This window comes from Pantoea sp. BS_8, assembly GCF_041954965.1.
In the GTDB taxonomy this organism is placed as follows: domain Bacteria; phylum Pseudomonadota; class Gammaproteobacteria; order Enterobacterales; family Enterobacteriaceae; genus Pantoea; species Pantoea stewartii.
In genome coordinates this window covers 42,619-58,486 of record NZ_JAVAXU010000010.1, presented here as the reverse complement: position 1 = coordinate 58,486, position 15,868 = coordinate 42,619, and the positions used below count along the sequence as shown (strand labels likewise).

At 54.8% G+C, this 15,868-nt stretch carries 18 protein-coding genes; 6 read left to right on the top strand and 12 right to left on the bottom strand.

Going from position 1 to position 15,868, the window contains the following annotated elements; all coding sequences use genetic code 11:
* The first annotated feature begins 208 nt into the window (after positions 1-208).
* Positions 209-355 (top strand): hypothetical protein, encoded by a 147-nt coding sequence (locus tag RAC65_RS17035; RefSeq protein WP_367143613.1) that lies wholly within the window; start codon positions 209-211, stop codon positions 353-355.
* 10 nt (positions 356-365) lie between these two features.
* Complete coding sequence (tdcC, locus tag RAC65_RS17030; protein WP_054633048.1) at positions 366-1,694, top strand: threonine/serine transporter TdcC; 1,329 nt, start codon at positions 366-368, stop codon at positions 1,692-1,694.
* A 58-nt stretch (positions 1,695-1,752) separates the two neighbouring features.
* On the opposite strand, the gene RAC65_RS17025 is transcribed toward tdcC, so the two are convergent.
* Positions 1,753-2,727 (bottom strand): glutathione S-transferase family protein, encoded by a 975-nt coding sequence (locus tag RAC65_RS17025; RefSeq protein ID WP_006118315.1) that lies wholly within the window; start codon positions 2,725-2,727, stop codon positions 1,753-1,755.
* A 257-nt stretch (positions 2,728-2,984) separates the two neighbouring features.
* On the opposite strand from RAC65_RS17025, the gene RAC65_RS17020 reads away from it, so the two are divergent.
* Positions 2,985-3,905, top strand: coding sequence for a formyltransferase family protein (locus RAC65_RS17020; RefSeq protein ID WP_054633049.1), 921 nt, complete (start codon positions 2,985-2,987; stop codon positions 3,903-3,905).
* Between the two features lie 26 nt (positions 3,906-3,931).
* Here the strand turns inward: RAC65_RS17020 and RAC65_RS17015 are convergent, their stop codons facing one another.
* The 11 genes from RAC65_RS17015 to RAC65_RS16965 all read right to left on the bottom strand — a co-directional run bounded on the left by RAC65_RS17015 (position 3,932) and on the right by RAC65_RS16965 (position 11,090).
* Positions 3,932-4,624: a VIT1/CCC1 transporter family protein gene (locus tag RAC65_RS17015; protein WP_375096933.1), complete on the bottom strand. Its 693-nt coding sequence runs from the start codon at positions 4,622-4,624 to the stop codon at positions 3,932-3,934.
* A complete protein-coding gene (locus RAC65_RS17010) occupies positions 4,597-5,220 on the bottom strand; it encodes a cytochrome b/b6 domain-containing protein (protein ID WP_375096932.1) in 624 nt (207 codons plus the stop codon). The genes RAC65_RS17015 and RAC65_RS17010 overlap by 28 nt, the downstream gene beginning before the upstream one ends.
* Before the next feature lie 174 nt (positions 5,221-5,394).
* Positions 5,395-5,805, bottom strand: a complete 411-nt coding sequence (locus RAC65_RS17005; RefSeq protein WP_033739992.1) for a DoxX family protein — start codon at positions 5,803-5,805, stop codon at positions 5,395-5,397.
* Positions 5,806-6,007: 202 nt separating this feature from the next.
* Complete coding sequence (locus RAC65_RS17000) at positions 6,008-6,292, bottom strand: YqjK-like family protein (RefSeq protein WP_006118310.1); 285 nt, start codon at positions 6,290-6,292, stop codon at positions 6,008-6,010.
* Complete coding sequence (locus RAC65_RS16995) at positions 6,292-6,687, bottom strand: phage holin family protein (protein ID WP_006118309.1); 396 nt, start codon at positions 6,685-6,687, stop codon at positions 6,292-6,294. The genes RAC65_RS17000 and RAC65_RS16995 overlap by 1 nt, the downstream gene beginning before the upstream one ends.
* A gap of 2 nt (positions 6,688-6,689) precedes the next feature.
* The gene (locus RAC65_RS16990; protein WP_006118308.1) at positions 6,690-6,995 is read right to left on the bottom strand and encodes a YqjD family protein; all 306 of its coding nucleotides are present in this window, start codon (positions 6,993-6,995) and stop codon (positions 6,690-6,692) included.
* Between the two features lie 35 nt (positions 6,996-7,030).
* Positions 7,031-7,405 (bottom strand): DUF1090 domain-containing protein, encoded by a 375-nt coding sequence (locus RAC65_RS16985; RefSeq protein WP_033739991.1) that lies wholly within the window; start codon positions 7,403-7,405, stop codon positions 7,031-7,033.
* 184 nt (positions 7,406-7,589) lie between these two features.
* Positions 7,590-7,937 (bottom strand): EnvZ/OmpR regulon moderator MzrA, encoded by a 348-nt coding sequence (gene mzrA / locus RAC65_RS16980; protein ID WP_006118306.1) that lies wholly within the window; start codon positions 7,935-7,937, stop codon positions 7,590-7,592.
* A complete protein-coding gene (locus tag RAC65_RS16975; RefSeq protein WP_006118305.1) occupies positions 7,934-8,608 on the bottom strand; it encodes a DedA family protein in 675 nt (224 codons plus the stop codon). The genes mzrA and RAC65_RS16975 overlap by 4 nt, the downstream gene beginning before the upstream one ends.
* A gap of 313 nt (positions 8,609-8,921) precedes the next feature.
* The gene (exuR, locus tag RAC65_RS16970; protein WP_006118304.1) at positions 8,922-9,698 is read right to left on the bottom strand and encodes a transcriptional regulator ExuR; all 777 of its coding nucleotides are present in this window, start codon (positions 9,696-9,698) and stop codon (positions 8,922-8,924) included.
* 87 nt (positions 9,699-9,785) lie between these two features.
* Positions 9,786-11,090, bottom strand: a complete 1,305-nt coding sequence (locus tag RAC65_RS16965; protein ID WP_039341892.1) for an MFS transporter — start codon at positions 11,088-11,090, stop codon at positions 9,786-9,788.
* A 399-nt stretch (positions 11,091-11,489) separates the two neighbouring features.
* Between RAC65_RS16965 and uxaC the strand changes: the two genes are divergently transcribed.
* From uxaC to RAC65_RS16950, 3 genes are read left to right on the top strand one after another with little or no spacing between them, the layout of a single operon-like run.
* Complete coding sequence (gene uxaC, locus RAC65_RS16960; protein WP_205955704.1) at positions 11,490-12,905, top strand: glucuronate isomerase; 1,416 nt, start codon at positions 11,490-11,492, stop codon at positions 12,903-12,905.
* A 2-nt stretch (positions 12,906-12,907) separates the two neighbouring features.
* Positions 12,908-14,359 carry a tagaturonate reductase gene (locus RAC65_RS16955; RefSeq protein ID WP_375096955.1) on the top strand — a complete coding sequence of 484 codons (1,452 nt, stop codon included), beginning with the start codon at positions 12,908-12,910 and terminating at the stop codon, positions 14,357-14,359.
* The gene (locus tag RAC65_RS16950; RefSeq protein ID WP_375096954.1) at positions 14,359-15,849 is read left to right on the top strand and encodes a UxaA family hydrolase; all 1,491 of its coding nucleotides are present in this window, start codon (positions 14,359-14,361) and stop codon (positions 15,847-15,849) included. The genes RAC65_RS16955 and RAC65_RS16950 overlap by 1 nt, the downstream gene beginning before the upstream one ends.
* Positions 15,850-15,868 lie beyond the last annotated feature (19 nt).

Sequence of the window (15,868 nt, the reverse complement as noted above, 5' to 3'; positions counted from 1 at the left end):
CTGTTGATCCTGACGGTATGGCAGCCTCCATTTTTGCTGGTACCATGACGCCCCATTGTTGTACTCGAGTACCCTTGCGGATGGCCGCGATGTCACCTGTTCGGGTGAACTCACCTTCGCGGTTATGAACGAACAGGTCGATCAGAAGGGGTGACTAAGTGAAGGCGACATTCGTAAGTGTTTGATTGAACAGACTCAGCGAAACCAGATGGTTACGGAAAGCGTCAGTGCGTTAGCCTGCGCTGCGTCGCTCAGCCGCAACGTGGACCATGACATTCAGGGGCGGAAAACCGTTTACACGCTCTCTGGCGGCAATATTGATTTGTCCCGGGTTTCGGGTCTCGCTGACGCATAAAGGATAAGTTATGAGTAATTCTGAAAATATTCTCAACCGGGAAAAAGCGTCGATCTGGCGTCAGTCCGATACCACATGGACACTGGGACTTTTTGGTACCGCCATTGGAGCCGGGGTCCTTTTCTTTCCTATCAGAGCGGGCTATGGCGGCCTGATCCCCATTCTGATTATGTTAGTGCTGGCGTATCCGATTGCCTTTTTCTGCCACAGGGCACTGGCGCGCCTGTGCCTGTCCGGCAGTAACGTATCGGGCAATATTACCGATACCGTAGAAGAACACTTCGGTAAAACCGGCGGCGTGGTCATCACCTTTCTTTACTTTTTTGCCATTTGCCCGCTGTTATGGATTTATGGCGTCACCATCACCAACACGTTTATGGCGTTCTGGCAATATCAGCTACTGTTGCCCGCACTTAATCGTGGCGTCGTCGCGCTGTGTCTGCTGCTGCTGATGGCGTTTGTGATTGGGTTTGGTAAAGATCTGATGGTCAAAGTGATGAGCTGGCTGGTGTTTCCGTTTATTGCCAGTCTGGTGCTGATTTCACTGTCGCTCATCCCGTACTGGAATCGCGCCGTTATCGATCAGGTTCACCTGAACGATCTGGCCTTTACCGGGCATGATGGCATTCTCGTCACGGTATGGCTTGGCATTTCTATCATGGTGTTCTCGTTTAACTTCTCGCCCATTGTGTCTTCTTTCGTGGTGTCGAAACGGGAGGAGTACGAGCCGGAAATGGGCCGGACCTACACAGAAAACAAGTGCAGTCAGATTATCTCCCGCGCCAGCATCCTGATGGTGGCAGTGGTCATGTTCTTTGCCTTTAGCTGTCTGTTTACCTTGTCGCCGCAGGACATGGCGGATGCCAGGGCACAAAATATTCCTGTGCTGTCTTATCTGGCGAATCACTTCTCCAGTATGGCGGGTGAAAAGTCTACCTTTTCCACGGTGCTGGAATACAGCGCGTCGGTCATCGCCCTGGTCGCGATTTTTAAATCCTTCTTTGGACACTATCTGGGCACGCTGGAAGGGCTGAATGGGTTAATCATCAAGTTCCGCTACCACGGTGATAAAGACGCCGTGTCCCATCGTAAGCTGAACACCGTAAGTATGGTCTTTATTATGGGGTCCACCTGGCTGGTGGCGTATCTCAATCCCAATATTCTTGACCTGATCGAGGCGATGGGTGCGCCCATTATCGCCTCGCTGCTGTGCCTGTTACCGATGTTTGCTATCCGCAAGGTTCCGGCGCTGGCGAAATATAAAGGCCGCGCTGACAACGTTTTCGTGAGCGCGATTGGCGTGCTGACGATTTTGAATATTGCGTATAAGTTTTTCTGACGGGCCGCGCAGCCGTTTTGACCTGACATGTCCCCCATGTCAGGTCTGCGTCATCCTGTTAACCGCGACCGTGAGGTTCATCCCAGTTGAACGCCGGGCCGACAGAGATTACGCCGTGCGGGTTGATGGTTTTATGGCTGCAGTAGTAGTGATGGCGAATATGGGCCAGATTCACGGTCTCAGCAATGCCAGGCATCTGGTAAATATCCCGCAGGAAACCGCTCAGATTCAGGTAGTCACTGATACGGTGACGGTCACATTTAAAGTGGGTGACGTAGACCGGATCGAAGCGCACCAGCGTAGTCCATAAACGTAAATCCGCCTCGGTCAACGTGTCGCCGGTCAGATAACGGTGCTGGCCCAGGATTTGTTCCAGACGGGACAGCGACTGAAAGAGTGCCGTAACCGCTTCATCATAAGCCGCCTGTGACGTGGCAAACCCCGCCTTATACACGCCATTATTGACCGTGTCGTAAATCCAGCCGTTGAGGTCATCAATCTTGTCGCGCAGTGCCGGCGGATAATAGTCGCCCGCACGTGCGCCCACGCCGTCGAAGGCGCTGTTAAACATGCGAATGATATCGGCAGATTCATTACTGACGATGGTATTCTGCTGCTTATCCCATAACACGGGCACGGTCACCCGACCGGTGTAGTCCTTATCCGCGTGCAGATAGAGCTGATAAAGAAATTCATTTTGATGCAGCTTGTCACCGGTTGCCGCCGGGAAGCTGTCATCGAAGGTCCAGCCATTTTCCAGCATCAGCGGATGCACGACTGACACATCGATCATGTTCTCCAGCCCTTTTAACTGACGCATCAGCAAGGTACGGTGTGCCCAGGGACAGGCAAGCGATACATAAAGATGATAGCGATCGCGCTCTGCCGCAAACCCGGCGTTGCCACTCGGGCCGGCGCTGCCATCCGGCGTGACCCAACTGCGCCATGCGGATTCCGAGCGCTTAAAACGCCCGCCGGTTGATTTTGTGTCATACCAGGTGTCATGCCAGACACCATCAATTAACTGGCCCATCTTGTCTCCACTCTCTGTCGTGCAATGAAATGTTCTCGTCTGATTAACCATAGGTGGTGATGCGCGACTGCGACAGCGTTGTGCGCGCATGGCGTCAGACATTTTGTGCCATCGTCTCAACGGCCTCTCACTGAGAGAAGGGTTGATGACGTAAACCGGTAACGATTCCTTTATGATGTCGGACATTCTGCCTGCCCCAGGCATCTCATTCCACCAGCCTGTCCGTGCGGAGAGGCGGAGAGAAAAAGGAAAGTGCAATGAAAGCCGTCGTCTTTGGATACCATGAAATGGCCTGTACCGGATTACAGGCGCTGCTGGATGCCGGATTCAGTATCAGTGCGTTGTTTACCCATGCCGATCCCGGCAACGCCACACCATTTTATGGTTCCGTTGCTGAGCTGGCGCGTCGTCACGCTATTCCGGTATTTATCACCGAGGAGGTGAATACCGCCGAGTGGCAGGCCCGTATCGCCAGTTTCGACGCGGACTACCTGTTCTGCTTCTCCTACCGTCAGGTACTGAGCGAGGCCATTCTGTCTTCGGTAACAAAAGGCGCCTATAACGTTCATGCCGCGCTGCTGCCAGCCTACCGTGGCCGCGCCCATCTCAACTGGGTCATTATCAAGGGCGAAACCCGTACAGGCGTTACGCTGCACCGCATGATTAAACGGCCAGATGCCGGTCCCATACTGGCGCAGCAGGCGGTGGATATTCTGCCGGAAGATAATGCTCTGGCCTTGCATACGCGCTTAGTGGCAACGACGGGCAAGATGTTGCCGGGCTGGCTTAAGGCGCTGGTGGCGGGCGAGCTGACAGAAACACCGCAGGATGAACGGGCCGCCAGCTGCTGGGGCAGCCGCAAACCCGAGGACGGCGAGATCCACTGGCAGGACAGTGCCGTCAATATCCACAATCTGGTTCGGGCGCTGGACTTTCCCTGGCCGGGGGCGTTCAGCTTTACCCGCACGCAAAGGTTTACCGTCTGGCAAACCCGGGTGATGAACGGCGATAACAGCGGGCGTGCGGGTGAGGTTGTATCACTATCGCCCCTGATCATTCGCTGTGGACAAGGGCAACTCGAAATCCTGCAAGGGCAGGGCCCGGACGGTGAATCTGTTTCAGGCCGGGTTCTGGCCAGTCAGCTTGGGCTGGTGGTGGGCCAGCCCGTGAATGCCTGATGGGGCTCGTGGACGGCCTTATGCGGCTAGCCCAGTACCTGACCCGTAAGGTAGCCGACGGTCGCCGAAAAGCTCATTGCCAGCAGGCTCCAGAAGCAGATGCGCATGATACTTTTGCGTACGGGCGCATCGCCCGCTTTAGCTGCCAGGGCACCCAGTAGTGCCAGCGCCAGCAGGGCCGACAATGCAATCGCGGGCAGGGCGAAGGGCCCGGTAATGAGCAGGGCGACAGCAAACGGCAGCACGCTGCCGGAGGCAAAGCTGATAGCGGAAAACAGCGCGGCCTGAAGAGGTTTCGCGCTGCTGAAGTCGGTAATGCCCAGCTCGTCCCGGGCATGTGCGGCCAGGGCATCATGGGCCATCAGTTGCTCTGCTACCTGATGAGCCAGGTCAGCAGACAGCCCGCGCGCCTGGTAAATCGCCGTCAGTTCAACGGTTTCCGCCGCAAAGTCAGCCTCCAGCTCGGCTTTTTCTTGCTGCAGAGAGGCCTGTTCGCTATCTGACTGTGAAGACACGGAGACATATTCTCCCGTGGCCATCGACATCGCGCCGCCGACGATTCCCGCCAGCCCGGCGAGCAACACCGTGTGGGGGGCACTACTGGCTGACACCACGCCTGCCAGCAGGCTCGCGGTTGAGACAATCCCGTCATTAGCCCCCAGAACGGCCGCGCGCAGCCAGCCTGCGTGTTCTATTTTATGCGTTTCACTGTCTTGCATTCGTTATCCCTGTGATCAGCGACCCGACGGGTACGCTTATTTTCATAGTGCGAAAGCAGAATATGCAGCACGCCCATTGCACCGTGGCTGTAGAAATAGATTTCGACAAACGTGGTCAGGAACCTGTGCCAGTGCAGCACTGCATGCGTCAGACCCGGCGACGCGAACGATGTGCTGTTAAGTAAAAACCATAGCGCGCCCGAGCAGGCCACCACAAGCAACGCGCTAACGCCCAGCCCCTGTACGGTGGCAGCGATGCCGCCACTGTGCGCGTCGGGTAATTTCATGCGCGCCAGACAGGCGAGATCGTCCCGAATACCGCGAAAATCCAGCGTCAGCCACGAAAAGTACCAGTGTAAGCCGCGCTGCATGCGCATCCAGATCAGCATAGCGAATCCGGCGACAATCAGTAACAGGCCAGACAGGATATGAAACCAGGTGATCACCGTTTCCAGACTGTGCCCGCCCAGCGCTTCACGTTCGGTGAAACCGGAATTGATGATCTGGGAAAGGATGAGGACGGCAACGAAGAGATGGAGACGTCGAAAAAAAGGCGCATCGTGATGAGGGAGCCACTGCCTGTAAGACATGTTCATAGCAATCCTGAAATGAAAAGAACAGGACACTATATTTTCATGCGTAGATTAGGCTTACCTTAAGCGTTTCTCCGCGGTACCGGAAAAGCGGCGAGACGGCAGGCAGCAAAAAAGCAAAACGCACCGGAAAAAGCAGCCGGTGCGTTCAGCTAAAGCGGGATTGCTGGCGGTGAATTAGCGCGCCAGAACACCCTGTGGCTTTTTACTGATCAGGCGATCGATGCTGTACGCGCCCGGTCCAACCAGACCCAACACCAGGAAACCGCCAGCGATAGACAGGTTTTTCATAAACATCAACTGGTTCACGCCTTCGGCAAAGTTACTGTGAAACAGGAAAGCGGTCAGAATCGTAAAGCCCGCGGTGAACAGCGCGGTGAAACGGGTCAGGAAGCCAAACATGATCGCCAGACCGCCGCCAAACTCCAGCAGGATAACCAGTGGCAACATGAAGCCGGGGACGCCCATCGCTTCCATGTAGTGCTGTGTACCTGCATAACCGGTAATTTTGCCCCAGCCTGCGGTGATAAACAGAATGGTCATCAGGATACGGGCGGCCAACAAACCACTGTCTTCGAATTTTTTCATCATCTACTCCAACGCTATAAGTTTGCAAGGCAGGAATGCCCGCAGTGAATATTCCCGTTGGCCGCCTGATAGCAAACCGCTGGGCTGATAGCTGGAGATGATAGTCGCGAGGCGTGACAGTTGTAAGCGATATAAACTGTCGATGTTATTCAGTAAATCTGACAAAAGAAAAAGCCAGCCACAATGGACTGGCCTGGTGATGTCAGCGCGGGGGGAAGGTTGACTTAACCATGCGCCAAGTGCTCCACAGGCCAAAGCCGCGCTTAGCCCAGCGTAACAGGCGGTTGGGACTGCGGATGGAGTAAATCGCTAACGCGCTGCTGCCAATGGCCAGATAGCGTTTAAGGCTCAAAAAGGTAAACCAGCCACGGTCGTAAGGTGCCGTGATTTCGAGCCAGCCACGCCGCGCCGCGCTGAGATCAAGGCGCTGTTGCTGAACCTGTTTAAGCAACTCTTCTATACGCGCTTCACGTTCGCGGCGGCTCATTAGCGGTTATCCTCAAGCAAATCACGATCGTTGGCCAGCTCTTTACGCGTATGACGCAGCAGCGTCGACTGGCGTGATTTACGCAGTGTCCAGAGCCCAAAAATCAACGCCAGCAGGAACAGTACGCCGGTGGTGATGGCTATCGCCATAAGACGGTACTGCGCATCGACTGCCCAGATAATCAGCACCATCAGGCTCATCAGGCCAAAAGCAGTAAAAAGCATCGTCAGGCCAAGCATCAACAACATCTGTATCAGATTGGCCTTTTCTTCTTCCAGCTCTGCCACTGCCAGACGAACGCGTGTTTCGACCATACTGACCAGCGTCGTAACGATACGCTGACCAATCGTGATCACCCCTTTAGCTGGTCCGTGGTTCTGCTGTGAATCGGTCATGGTTAACGACGCGAGATCAGCATACCGATAGCGACACCGATCGCCGCGCCAATACCGACACCATGCCACGGGTTATCACGTACATAACCGTCTGCTTTTTGTGCCGCTTCGCGCGTAGTGGCTGCCAGGCGCTCGCCGGATTCACCTAAACGCTCGCGGGAGCTGTCCAGCGCCACGCGCGCTTTATGACGCAGTTTATCCAGTTCACTTTTCGATTTTTCTGTGCCGCTGCTCAGCACTTCTTCCAGCGTATCCGCCAGGTTTTTCAGCTCAGCACGCAAATGTTCCGATGATGTGTCTTTAGACATAAAATACTCCTTTAACATCAGTAGAGTGAATCCGATTAATAGGGCTCCGCCTGTAACTTCTTAAGCTCCTGGCGTGCTTCTTCCAGCTTATGTTCGCGTTTTGCTATCTTGTCCTTATCATGACCTTCATCGCGCTCTTCCTTGAGTTCGCGTTCACGCTCAGCCACTTTCTGTTTCTGCGCGTTGATTTTTTCCAGATGTGAAGCTTTCAGCTTTTTGTCCGTGCAGCCCGCGCGCACCTCAGTAAGGGCGCGCTCAAGGCCGTTTACCCGGCGCTGATTGTTATGCTTCTTCGCCATCTCAATTTCGTGCTGTATGTCCTGTTCTTTTTGCTGGCACAGCGATTCCGCCGCCATCAATGAACCTGAAAGCGAAAACAACACGATGCCCAGCAGTAATTTATTTTTCATTAGGCGTAGTACCTTCCATTGTTGCCTGATTTACATCAACGCGGCGCAACCGCTTCACGGTGTGCGTTGAAACCCGACTTAGTTTAAGCATAGACATCAGGTGGAAAAAGTCCAAAGATCACCGATATACGGGGAAACGTTCAGCGCGCAGTCGATAAACGCTGAACGTATAAAGAAACGCGCATCAGGCGAGAGAGAGGTGAGGCGATTGATCGTGTTGCGCGACGATAAAGCCCTCAGGCAGCAAGCGACGCAACACTTTTTGCGCGGCCAGGCTCTGCTCTTCATTGTCGAAATGAATAACCAGCGCATCACCTGCCGGTGTGATGCTTTTGATGCGAATACCTTGCGCGCTCAACTGTTGGTATAAATAAAAGCCGTCCGGCATCGGGGCACCCGCATGCGAAACACGAATCTGTACCACATTTTCATGGCGCATCAGACCTGGTACCAGGCTTATCGCAATCAGCGCGAATGCACCGCCAATCAACCAGGGCCGCCAGTGTTTAGGTATGGCCTGTAATGTTTTCATAAGCCGGTCCCCCGCTGATTTGCACGGCGCTTGCGCCAGAGAACAACCAGCGAACCGATTAATCCCACCACCAGTAACACCAGCGGCAGCATCATCAGAAAGAACATCAGCTCATCTTCATAACGCCGAAAAATAGGGGTTTTACCCAGCGCGAAGCCCAGAACGGTCAGAATCACCACCCACAGGAAGCCACTCATCCAGTTAAAAAACTGGAAACGGGCATTACTTAAACCGGACAGCCCGGCAATCGTGGGCAGTAAGGTGCGGACAAAGGCGATAAAACGGCCAACCAGTAAGGCGGATAATCCGTGGCGATGAAACAGATTATGGGCCCGCTGATGATAGCGGGCGGGAAGGTGCGATAACCAGTTTTGTACGGTGGGCGTATTGCCGAGCCATCGGCCCTGAATATAGCTGACCCAGCAGCCAAGGCTGGCACCTGTTGTTAAGACCAGGATCGTCAGCGGGAAGCTCATTGTCCCCTTGGCAATCAGCACGCCAACCAGAATCAGCAGACTGTCCCCGGGAAGGAAAGCGGCGGGCAGTAAACCGTTTTCCAGAAAAAGAATCATGAATAAAACGCCGTAAATCGCCCACACCAGTGTTGGATCAGAAAGCGTTTCATAATCCTGTTGCCATAAGGCATGCAGCAGCGCTTGCAAAATTTCCATCAATCATTCCCGAACATCATCGTTGAACATGTCCCACAGGGACTAAAGCGCAGACTGACAGTTAGTTATAAATTCTGGGGTGACCGTCTGAGCATGCATGTCTGGATCCTTCCAGAACTGATTGTTAAATCAGCGATTTGATAAGCCCTTAACGCAAAAGGTAAGAAAAGGGTGATAACTGTAACAAAAATCCAGCTTCGGAGACAGAACTACTCCTAAACGAACAGGAGTTTTACCCTCTCCATTACGATGTAAAAAGGAGTTTTACATGTTCTGACACTATTGCAGATTAACTGACTGTTTTTAGGCCAGATTAGCGCTGAATCGTATCGGCATCAGGTAAGACAACCGGATTTTCGCTGAACATGTAGCGGTCGACATTAAATTCAAAATCGTCGGCGGTGGCGTTAAATAACATCTGCTTAGTATTTTCGAGATGTTGCCACATTGCCAGCTTACTGGCGGCAGGATCTTTGCGGATGAGTGCTTTAAGAATCTGATCGTGATCGTCACACCAGCTGAGAATACTGCGCTGATCGATATGCTCGTGCAGTTTGAGCCAGTAGGGATTGTGTAACCGGTGCAGCCACATTTTTTCGACAATGGCCGCGAGGGCACTGTTCTGCGTGGACTGCGCAATACGAACATGGAAGTGCATATCCCATTCTGAGTCCCTGAAATGGTCCTCCTGACGGGCTTTCTCCTGAATCGCCATCAGGTCGACAATATCCTGACGCGTTACCTGCGTGGCGGCGAATTCGGCGACATTACTTTCAATCAGCTGACGCGCCTGAAGGAGTTCAAAGGGACCAAAGGTGGCGAACTCCAACTGACTGCTGGACTCAGCCACACGGGTTTGCTGCTGGCTGGCTATCACATGAATACCCGAGCCTTTGCGCACCTCAACATAGCCTTCTACTTCCAGCATGATGATGGCTTCGCGGACCACTGTGCGACTGACCTGCATTTCTTCGGCAATCAGACGTTCTGCGGGCAGCTTGTCTCCCACCTGATAAACGCCATTTTCAATGCGCCGTTTTAATTCGCTGGCCAGTTGTTGATAAAGTCGACGCGATTCGGTGAGGTCCATAGCACGATCCAAAGTAACAAGCAGATAAGTTGTTATACCACTTTGCTGTAACTGAAGAAAAGGGCTGGCGCAGGCCAGCCCGGGAGATTAGCTGCGAACGGGCGCAGCCTGAGAAGGCGAATGCGGCGTCTGCAGTTCCGACACCGGTTGATTTTTCAGGACGGTCCAGATGACGATGGCGCCCAGCAAATCAAACACGGCCAGCGCAGCGAACAGGGGACTGAAACCTAACGTATCTGCCAGCGCGCCAACCACCAGCGCAAACAGCGTGCTGGCTGTCCAGGCCGCCATACCGGTTAAACCATTGGCGGTGGCCACTTCATTACGGCCAAAAACGTCAGACGAGAGCGTAATCAACGCGCCAGAGAGCGCCTGATGGGCAAAGCCGCCAACACATAACAACGCGATGGCAACGTACGGGCTGGTGAACAAACCAATGGTGCCCGGGCCTATCATCAATATCGCGCCCATTGTGACCACCATTTTGCGCGACACGATCAGGTTTACACCAAACCAGCGTTGAAACAGCGGAGGCAGGTAGCCACCCAGGATACAGCCAAAGTCAGCAAACAGCATGGGCATCCAGGCAAACAGCGCGATCTCTTTCAGGTTGAAACCGTAAACCTTAAACATAAACAGCGGGATCCAGGCGTTAAAGGTGCCCCACGCAGGTTCGGCCAGGAAACGCGGCAGCGCAATGCCCCAGAACTGGCGGTTACGCAGGATCTGCAGTGCCGACATTTTGGTCGTGTTACCTGTCTGATGCTGTAACTCCTGACCTGAAATGATGTAGTTACGTTCTTCGTCGCTCAGCTTGTTTTGCTGCTTAGGATGCTTGTAGAACACCAGCCAGCACAGCGCCCAAATCATGCTCAGTACGCCTGCGATGATAAACGCCATTTGCCAGCTGTGCGCCACAATAGCCCACACGACCAGCGGCGGCGCGACCATGGCACCAATGGATGAGCCCACATTGAAGTAGCCCACTGCGACGGAGCGCTCTTTTGCCGGGAACCATTCGCTACTGGCTTTGAGCCCGGCGGGGATCATGGCTGCCTCGGCGGCACCGACAGCGCCACGCGCCAGGGCCAGTCCGCCCCAGCTGCCTGCCAGCGCGGTCGCGGCGCAGAATGTGGCCCACAGTACGGCAAAGACCGCATAACCGACTTTGGTGCCTAGCAGGTCGAGCACATAACCCGCAACGGGCTGCATCACGGTATAGCAGGCGGAGTACGCCGCCACAATGTACGAGTATTGCTGGGTGGTAATGTGCAGCTCGGTCTGTAAGGTTGGCGCTGCTACGGCAATAGTGTTACGCGTCAGATAACCCAGTACCGTCCCCAGCGTCACCAGGCCAATCATATACCAGCGTAATCCTTTGATCTTACGCATTCTGTACCTCTTCCAGTTGTGTATGCGGTCAAACCGCTGTTGTTATCTGGAGCGGGACATCTCGTGATACAGCTCTGCTCACGCCCGCCGGCCCTGCCTGAGCGACCGTTATCTGCCTTGCCTTATGTCAGAAGTTTGTTACCTTGCGGTAAAGCGAGAGCCTAACTTGTTATACAACTTTAAAAGTTGAAAGCCATCACAAAAACCCGTAATCGCATGTGGGATACTGCAAACAGATGAGAACACAGCCAGTTAGCGCGCTGCCAGCGGCAAAAAGGTCGCTTTTCGGGGGACAAATCTCGCTTAAATGTGACCTGAGTCGTAAAAAAAACGGCAGTCAGTGAAAATTGGTATGATAACTTTGAGCCATTCAGGGTGTATCCCATAAGGAAGCTTTTTATGTCGCGTTTCATGACCGAGGATTTTTTGCTGGACACAGAGTTTGCCCGTCGTCTTTACCACGACTACGCCAAAGACCAGCCTGTCTACGACTATCACTGCCATTTACCGCCGCAGCAGATCGCTGAAAACTACCGTTTTGCCAATCTCTACGATATCTGGCTGAAAGGGGATCACTATAAATGGCGCGCGATGCGGGCAAACGGCGTGGCTGAGGCGCTGTGCACCGGTGATGCCAGCGATCGCGAGAAATTTAATGCCTGGGCACGGACCGTACCGCACACCATCGGCAACCCGCTTTACCACTGGACGCACCTGGAGCTGCGCCGCCCGTTCGGGATTACCGGCGTCCTGTTGTCAGAAAAAACGGCGGATGAGATCTGGCAGCGCTGTAACGATCTGCTGGCTCAGGACGCTTTCACCGCGCGCGGTATCATGCAGCAGATGAATGTGAAAATGGTCGGCACCACCGACGATCCGCTGGACGATCTGGTGCACCATCGTGCGATCGCCGAAGACGGCAGTTTCAACGTTAAGGTGCTGCCAAGCTGGCGTCCGGATAAAGCGTTCAACATCGAAGCGGACACCTTCCTGCCGTGGATTGAAAAGCTGGAAAGCCTTACCGATGTCAGCGTGCAACGCTTCGATGATTTGCGTCAGGCGCTCAGCAAACGGCTGGACCACTTTGCCGCACACGGCTGTAAGATTTCCGATCATGCGCTGGATGTCGTGTGTTATGCCGAGGCCGATGAAACGACGCTGGACAGGATTCTGGCGCACCGTCGCAGTGGTGCCAAACCCGATGCACAGGCGATTGCCCAGTTCAAAACGGCGGTGCTGGTCTGGCTGGGCGGCGAGTACGCCCGTCGCGGATGGGTGCAGCAATACCACATTGGTGCGTTACGCAATACTAATCAGCGCCAGTTCCGGCTGTTAGGCGCGGACGTCGGTTTTGACTCCATTAACGATCAGCCTGTGGCAGAACCGCTGGCTCGTTTGCTGGGTGCGCAAAACCTCAATAATGCGCTGCCTAAAACGGTCCTTTATTGCCTGAATCCGCGTGACAACGAAGTGCTGGCAACTATGGCCGGCAACTTCCAGGGAGAAGGCCAGGCCGGGAAAATGCAGTTTGGCTCCGCCTGGTGGTTTAACGATCAACTGGATGGCATGCAACGTCAGATGACGCAGCTGGCCCAAATCGGTCTGCTGAGCCGTTTCGTGGGCATGTTAACCGACAGCCGAAGCTTCCTCTCGTATACCCGCCACGAGTATTTCCGTCGTCTGCTGTGTCAGATGATTGGTCGTTGGGTGGATCACGGCGAAGCCCCGGCCGATGAAGCCTTGTTAGGACAGATGGTGCAAAACATCTGCTTTAACAATGCGCGCGACTATTTTGGCATTGAGCTGGGAGCCTGATGATGACGCGGCTGAACCGCCACGACTTTCCCGGCGCGGTCTACCACGATCGCGTGATTCAGTTTGGTGAAGGCAATTTTCTGCGTGCTTTTATCGACTGGCAACTGGACTGGCTCAATGAGCATCAGGGAACGGATGCCGGTGTGGTGGTGGTCAGGCCGCGCAATCGCGCAGTCAGCGACACGTTAAATCAGCAGGACGGCCTTTATACGACCCTGGTTCGTGGCCTGAACGCGCAGGGTGAGTCGGTGAGCGAAAGCCGCCTGATCCGCAGTGTGAACCGTGAAATCCAGCCTTACACGCAGTTCGATGCGTTTATGGCGCTGGCGCGCCAGCCCGACATACGCTTTGTTTTCTCGAATACCACCGAAGCGGGCATCGCGTTTAGCGAAACGGATCGGCTGACCGATTCGCCCGCCGCCAGCTTTCCCGGCAAACTGACGCAACTGCTTTGGGCGCGTTATCAGCACGTTGCCGGTGACGAAAGCAAAGGCTGGCTTATCGTGCCGTGCGAGTTGGTCGATCATAATGGCGATATGCTGCGCGCGCTGGTGCTGCGCTATGCCGAACACTGGCAGTTACCGGACGCCTTTACACGCTGGGTAATGACAAGCTGTGCGTTCTATAACACGCTGGTGGATCGCATCGTCACCGGGTTTCCGGCCGACAGCGCCGCGCTTGAGGCACAACTGGGTTATCAGGATCACTTCCTGGTAGCGGGTGAGGTCTATTATCAGTTCGTTCTGCAAGGCCCCGCCGCGCTGTTTGACGAACTCAGGCTGACGGCGCTGGCACCCAACGTGCGCCGGGTGGAGGATATCGCCCCGTATAAAGCCCAAAAAGTGGCCATTCTGAATGGCGCGCACACCGCAATGGTGCCGGTGGCGTTTCTGGCGGGCCTGGAGAGCGTGGGCGAGGCGATGGAGGATATACAGATCGCTGGGTATATTGACGATCTCCTGCGCAAAGAGATCATCCCAACGCTCGATCTGCCCGCTGATGAGCTTAACGCCTTCGCCGACGCGGTACTGCGCCGCTTTCGTAACCCCTTTATCCACCATGCGCTGCTGTCTATCGCTCTTAATGGCATGACCAAATTTCGCACACGTTTGCTGCAGCCATTACTGACTGCCCATCAGCAAACCGGCCAGTGGCCAACAAACCTGACGTTTGCGCTTGCCGCCCTGATCGCGTTTTACCGGGGCGAACAGGCAGACAAGCGCTGGACCTTGCAGGACGAGCCGTGCTGGTTGCAGCGTTATGCAGAGAGCTGGGCTGCCGTCAGCGCACAACGTCTTTCTCCCGCGGCGTTGGTTCAGCAGGTTTTAGGTGAGGCATCGCACTGGGGACAGGATTTAACTCAGCTACCCGGCCTGACCGAAACGGTCAGCCACCATCTGCAACGCATTCTCGCGTATGGAATACGCGACGTGCTGAGCCACCGGAGATCATGATGCAAGACGCCATAAAAATTCATCCGCAGGACAATGTCGCCGTGGCGTTGCAGGATATCGACATCGGGACGTCAATTGCGCTGGCGGATCACCCCGTGACGTTACGACAGGCCGTGGAGCGGGGGCATAAGTTTGCCTTACACTCGCTGGAGAAAGGCGAAACGGTCGTGAAATACGGGTTGCCCATCGCGCACGCCACGCAGGCTATCGGGGCCGGAGAACGGGTGCATTCGCACAATGCACGTACCAATCTTAGCGATCTCGACCAGTACGACTACCAGCCAGAGCCGCCAGCCTTAACGCCTCAACCTGGCGATCGCGACGTGCAGCTCTACCGCCGCGCCAACGGTGAGGCAGGCATTCGCAACGAGCTGTGGATCTTACCGACCGTCGGCTGTGTTAACGGAATTGCCCGGCAAATTCTGCAGCGTTTCCTGAAAGAAACCCAGGACGCGGCCGGAACCGACGGGGCGTTTCTTTTCAGCCACACATTTGGCTGTTCACAGTTGGGTCAGGACCATGAGAACACCCGCACCATGTTGCAAAACATGGTGCGTCATCCAAACGCGGGCGCGGTGCTGGTGATTGGCTTGGGCTGTGAGAATAATCAGGTCGATGCCTTTCGTGAAACATTAGGGGCGTTTGAAAGCGACCGCGTTGCGTTCATGGTCTGCCAGCAGCATGACGATGAAATAGAAGCCGGGCTGGAACGCCTGCACGCACTGTACGAAAAAATGCGTCACGATCGCCGTACACCGGGCAAACTCAGCGAGCTGAAATTTGGTCTGGAATGTGGCGGCTCTGATGGCTTCTCAGGCATTACCGCCAATCCGCTGCTGGGGCGTTTTTCTGATCAGATGATCGCCAACGGCGGCACCACGGTGCTGACCGAAGTCCCCGAAATGTTTGGTGCCGAGCGCATTCTGATGGGGCGCTGTCGCGACCGCGCGACCTTCGATAAAACCGTGGCAATGATCAACGATTTCAAACAGTACTTTATCGATCACCATCAACCTATTTATGAAAATCCGTCTCCGGGCAATAAAGCCGGCGGCATCACTACGCTGGAAGAGAAGTCGCTCGGTTGCACACAAAAAGCGGGGCAAAGTCAGGTGGTGGACGTACTGAAGTACGGTGAACGCCTGACGGTACCCGGCCTTAATCTGTTAAGCGCACCGGGCAATGATGCAGTGGCGACCAGTGCCCTGGCGGGCGCAGGCTGTCATATGGTGCTGTTCAGCACCGGACGCGGAACCCCTTACGGCGGATTCGTACCGACCGTTAAGCTGGCCACCAATACGCCGCTGGCTGAAAAGAAACCGCACTGGATTGATTTTAATGCCGGAAGGCTGGTTGAGGGCATGAGCATGGAGGCGCTGCTGGCGGATTTCGTGGACACGATTGTGGCCATTGCCAACGGGCAACGCACCCGTAACGAACAAAATGATTTTCGTGAGCTCGCGATTTTCAAGAGCGGTGTGACGCTGTAAATCACAAGGGCGGCACCCA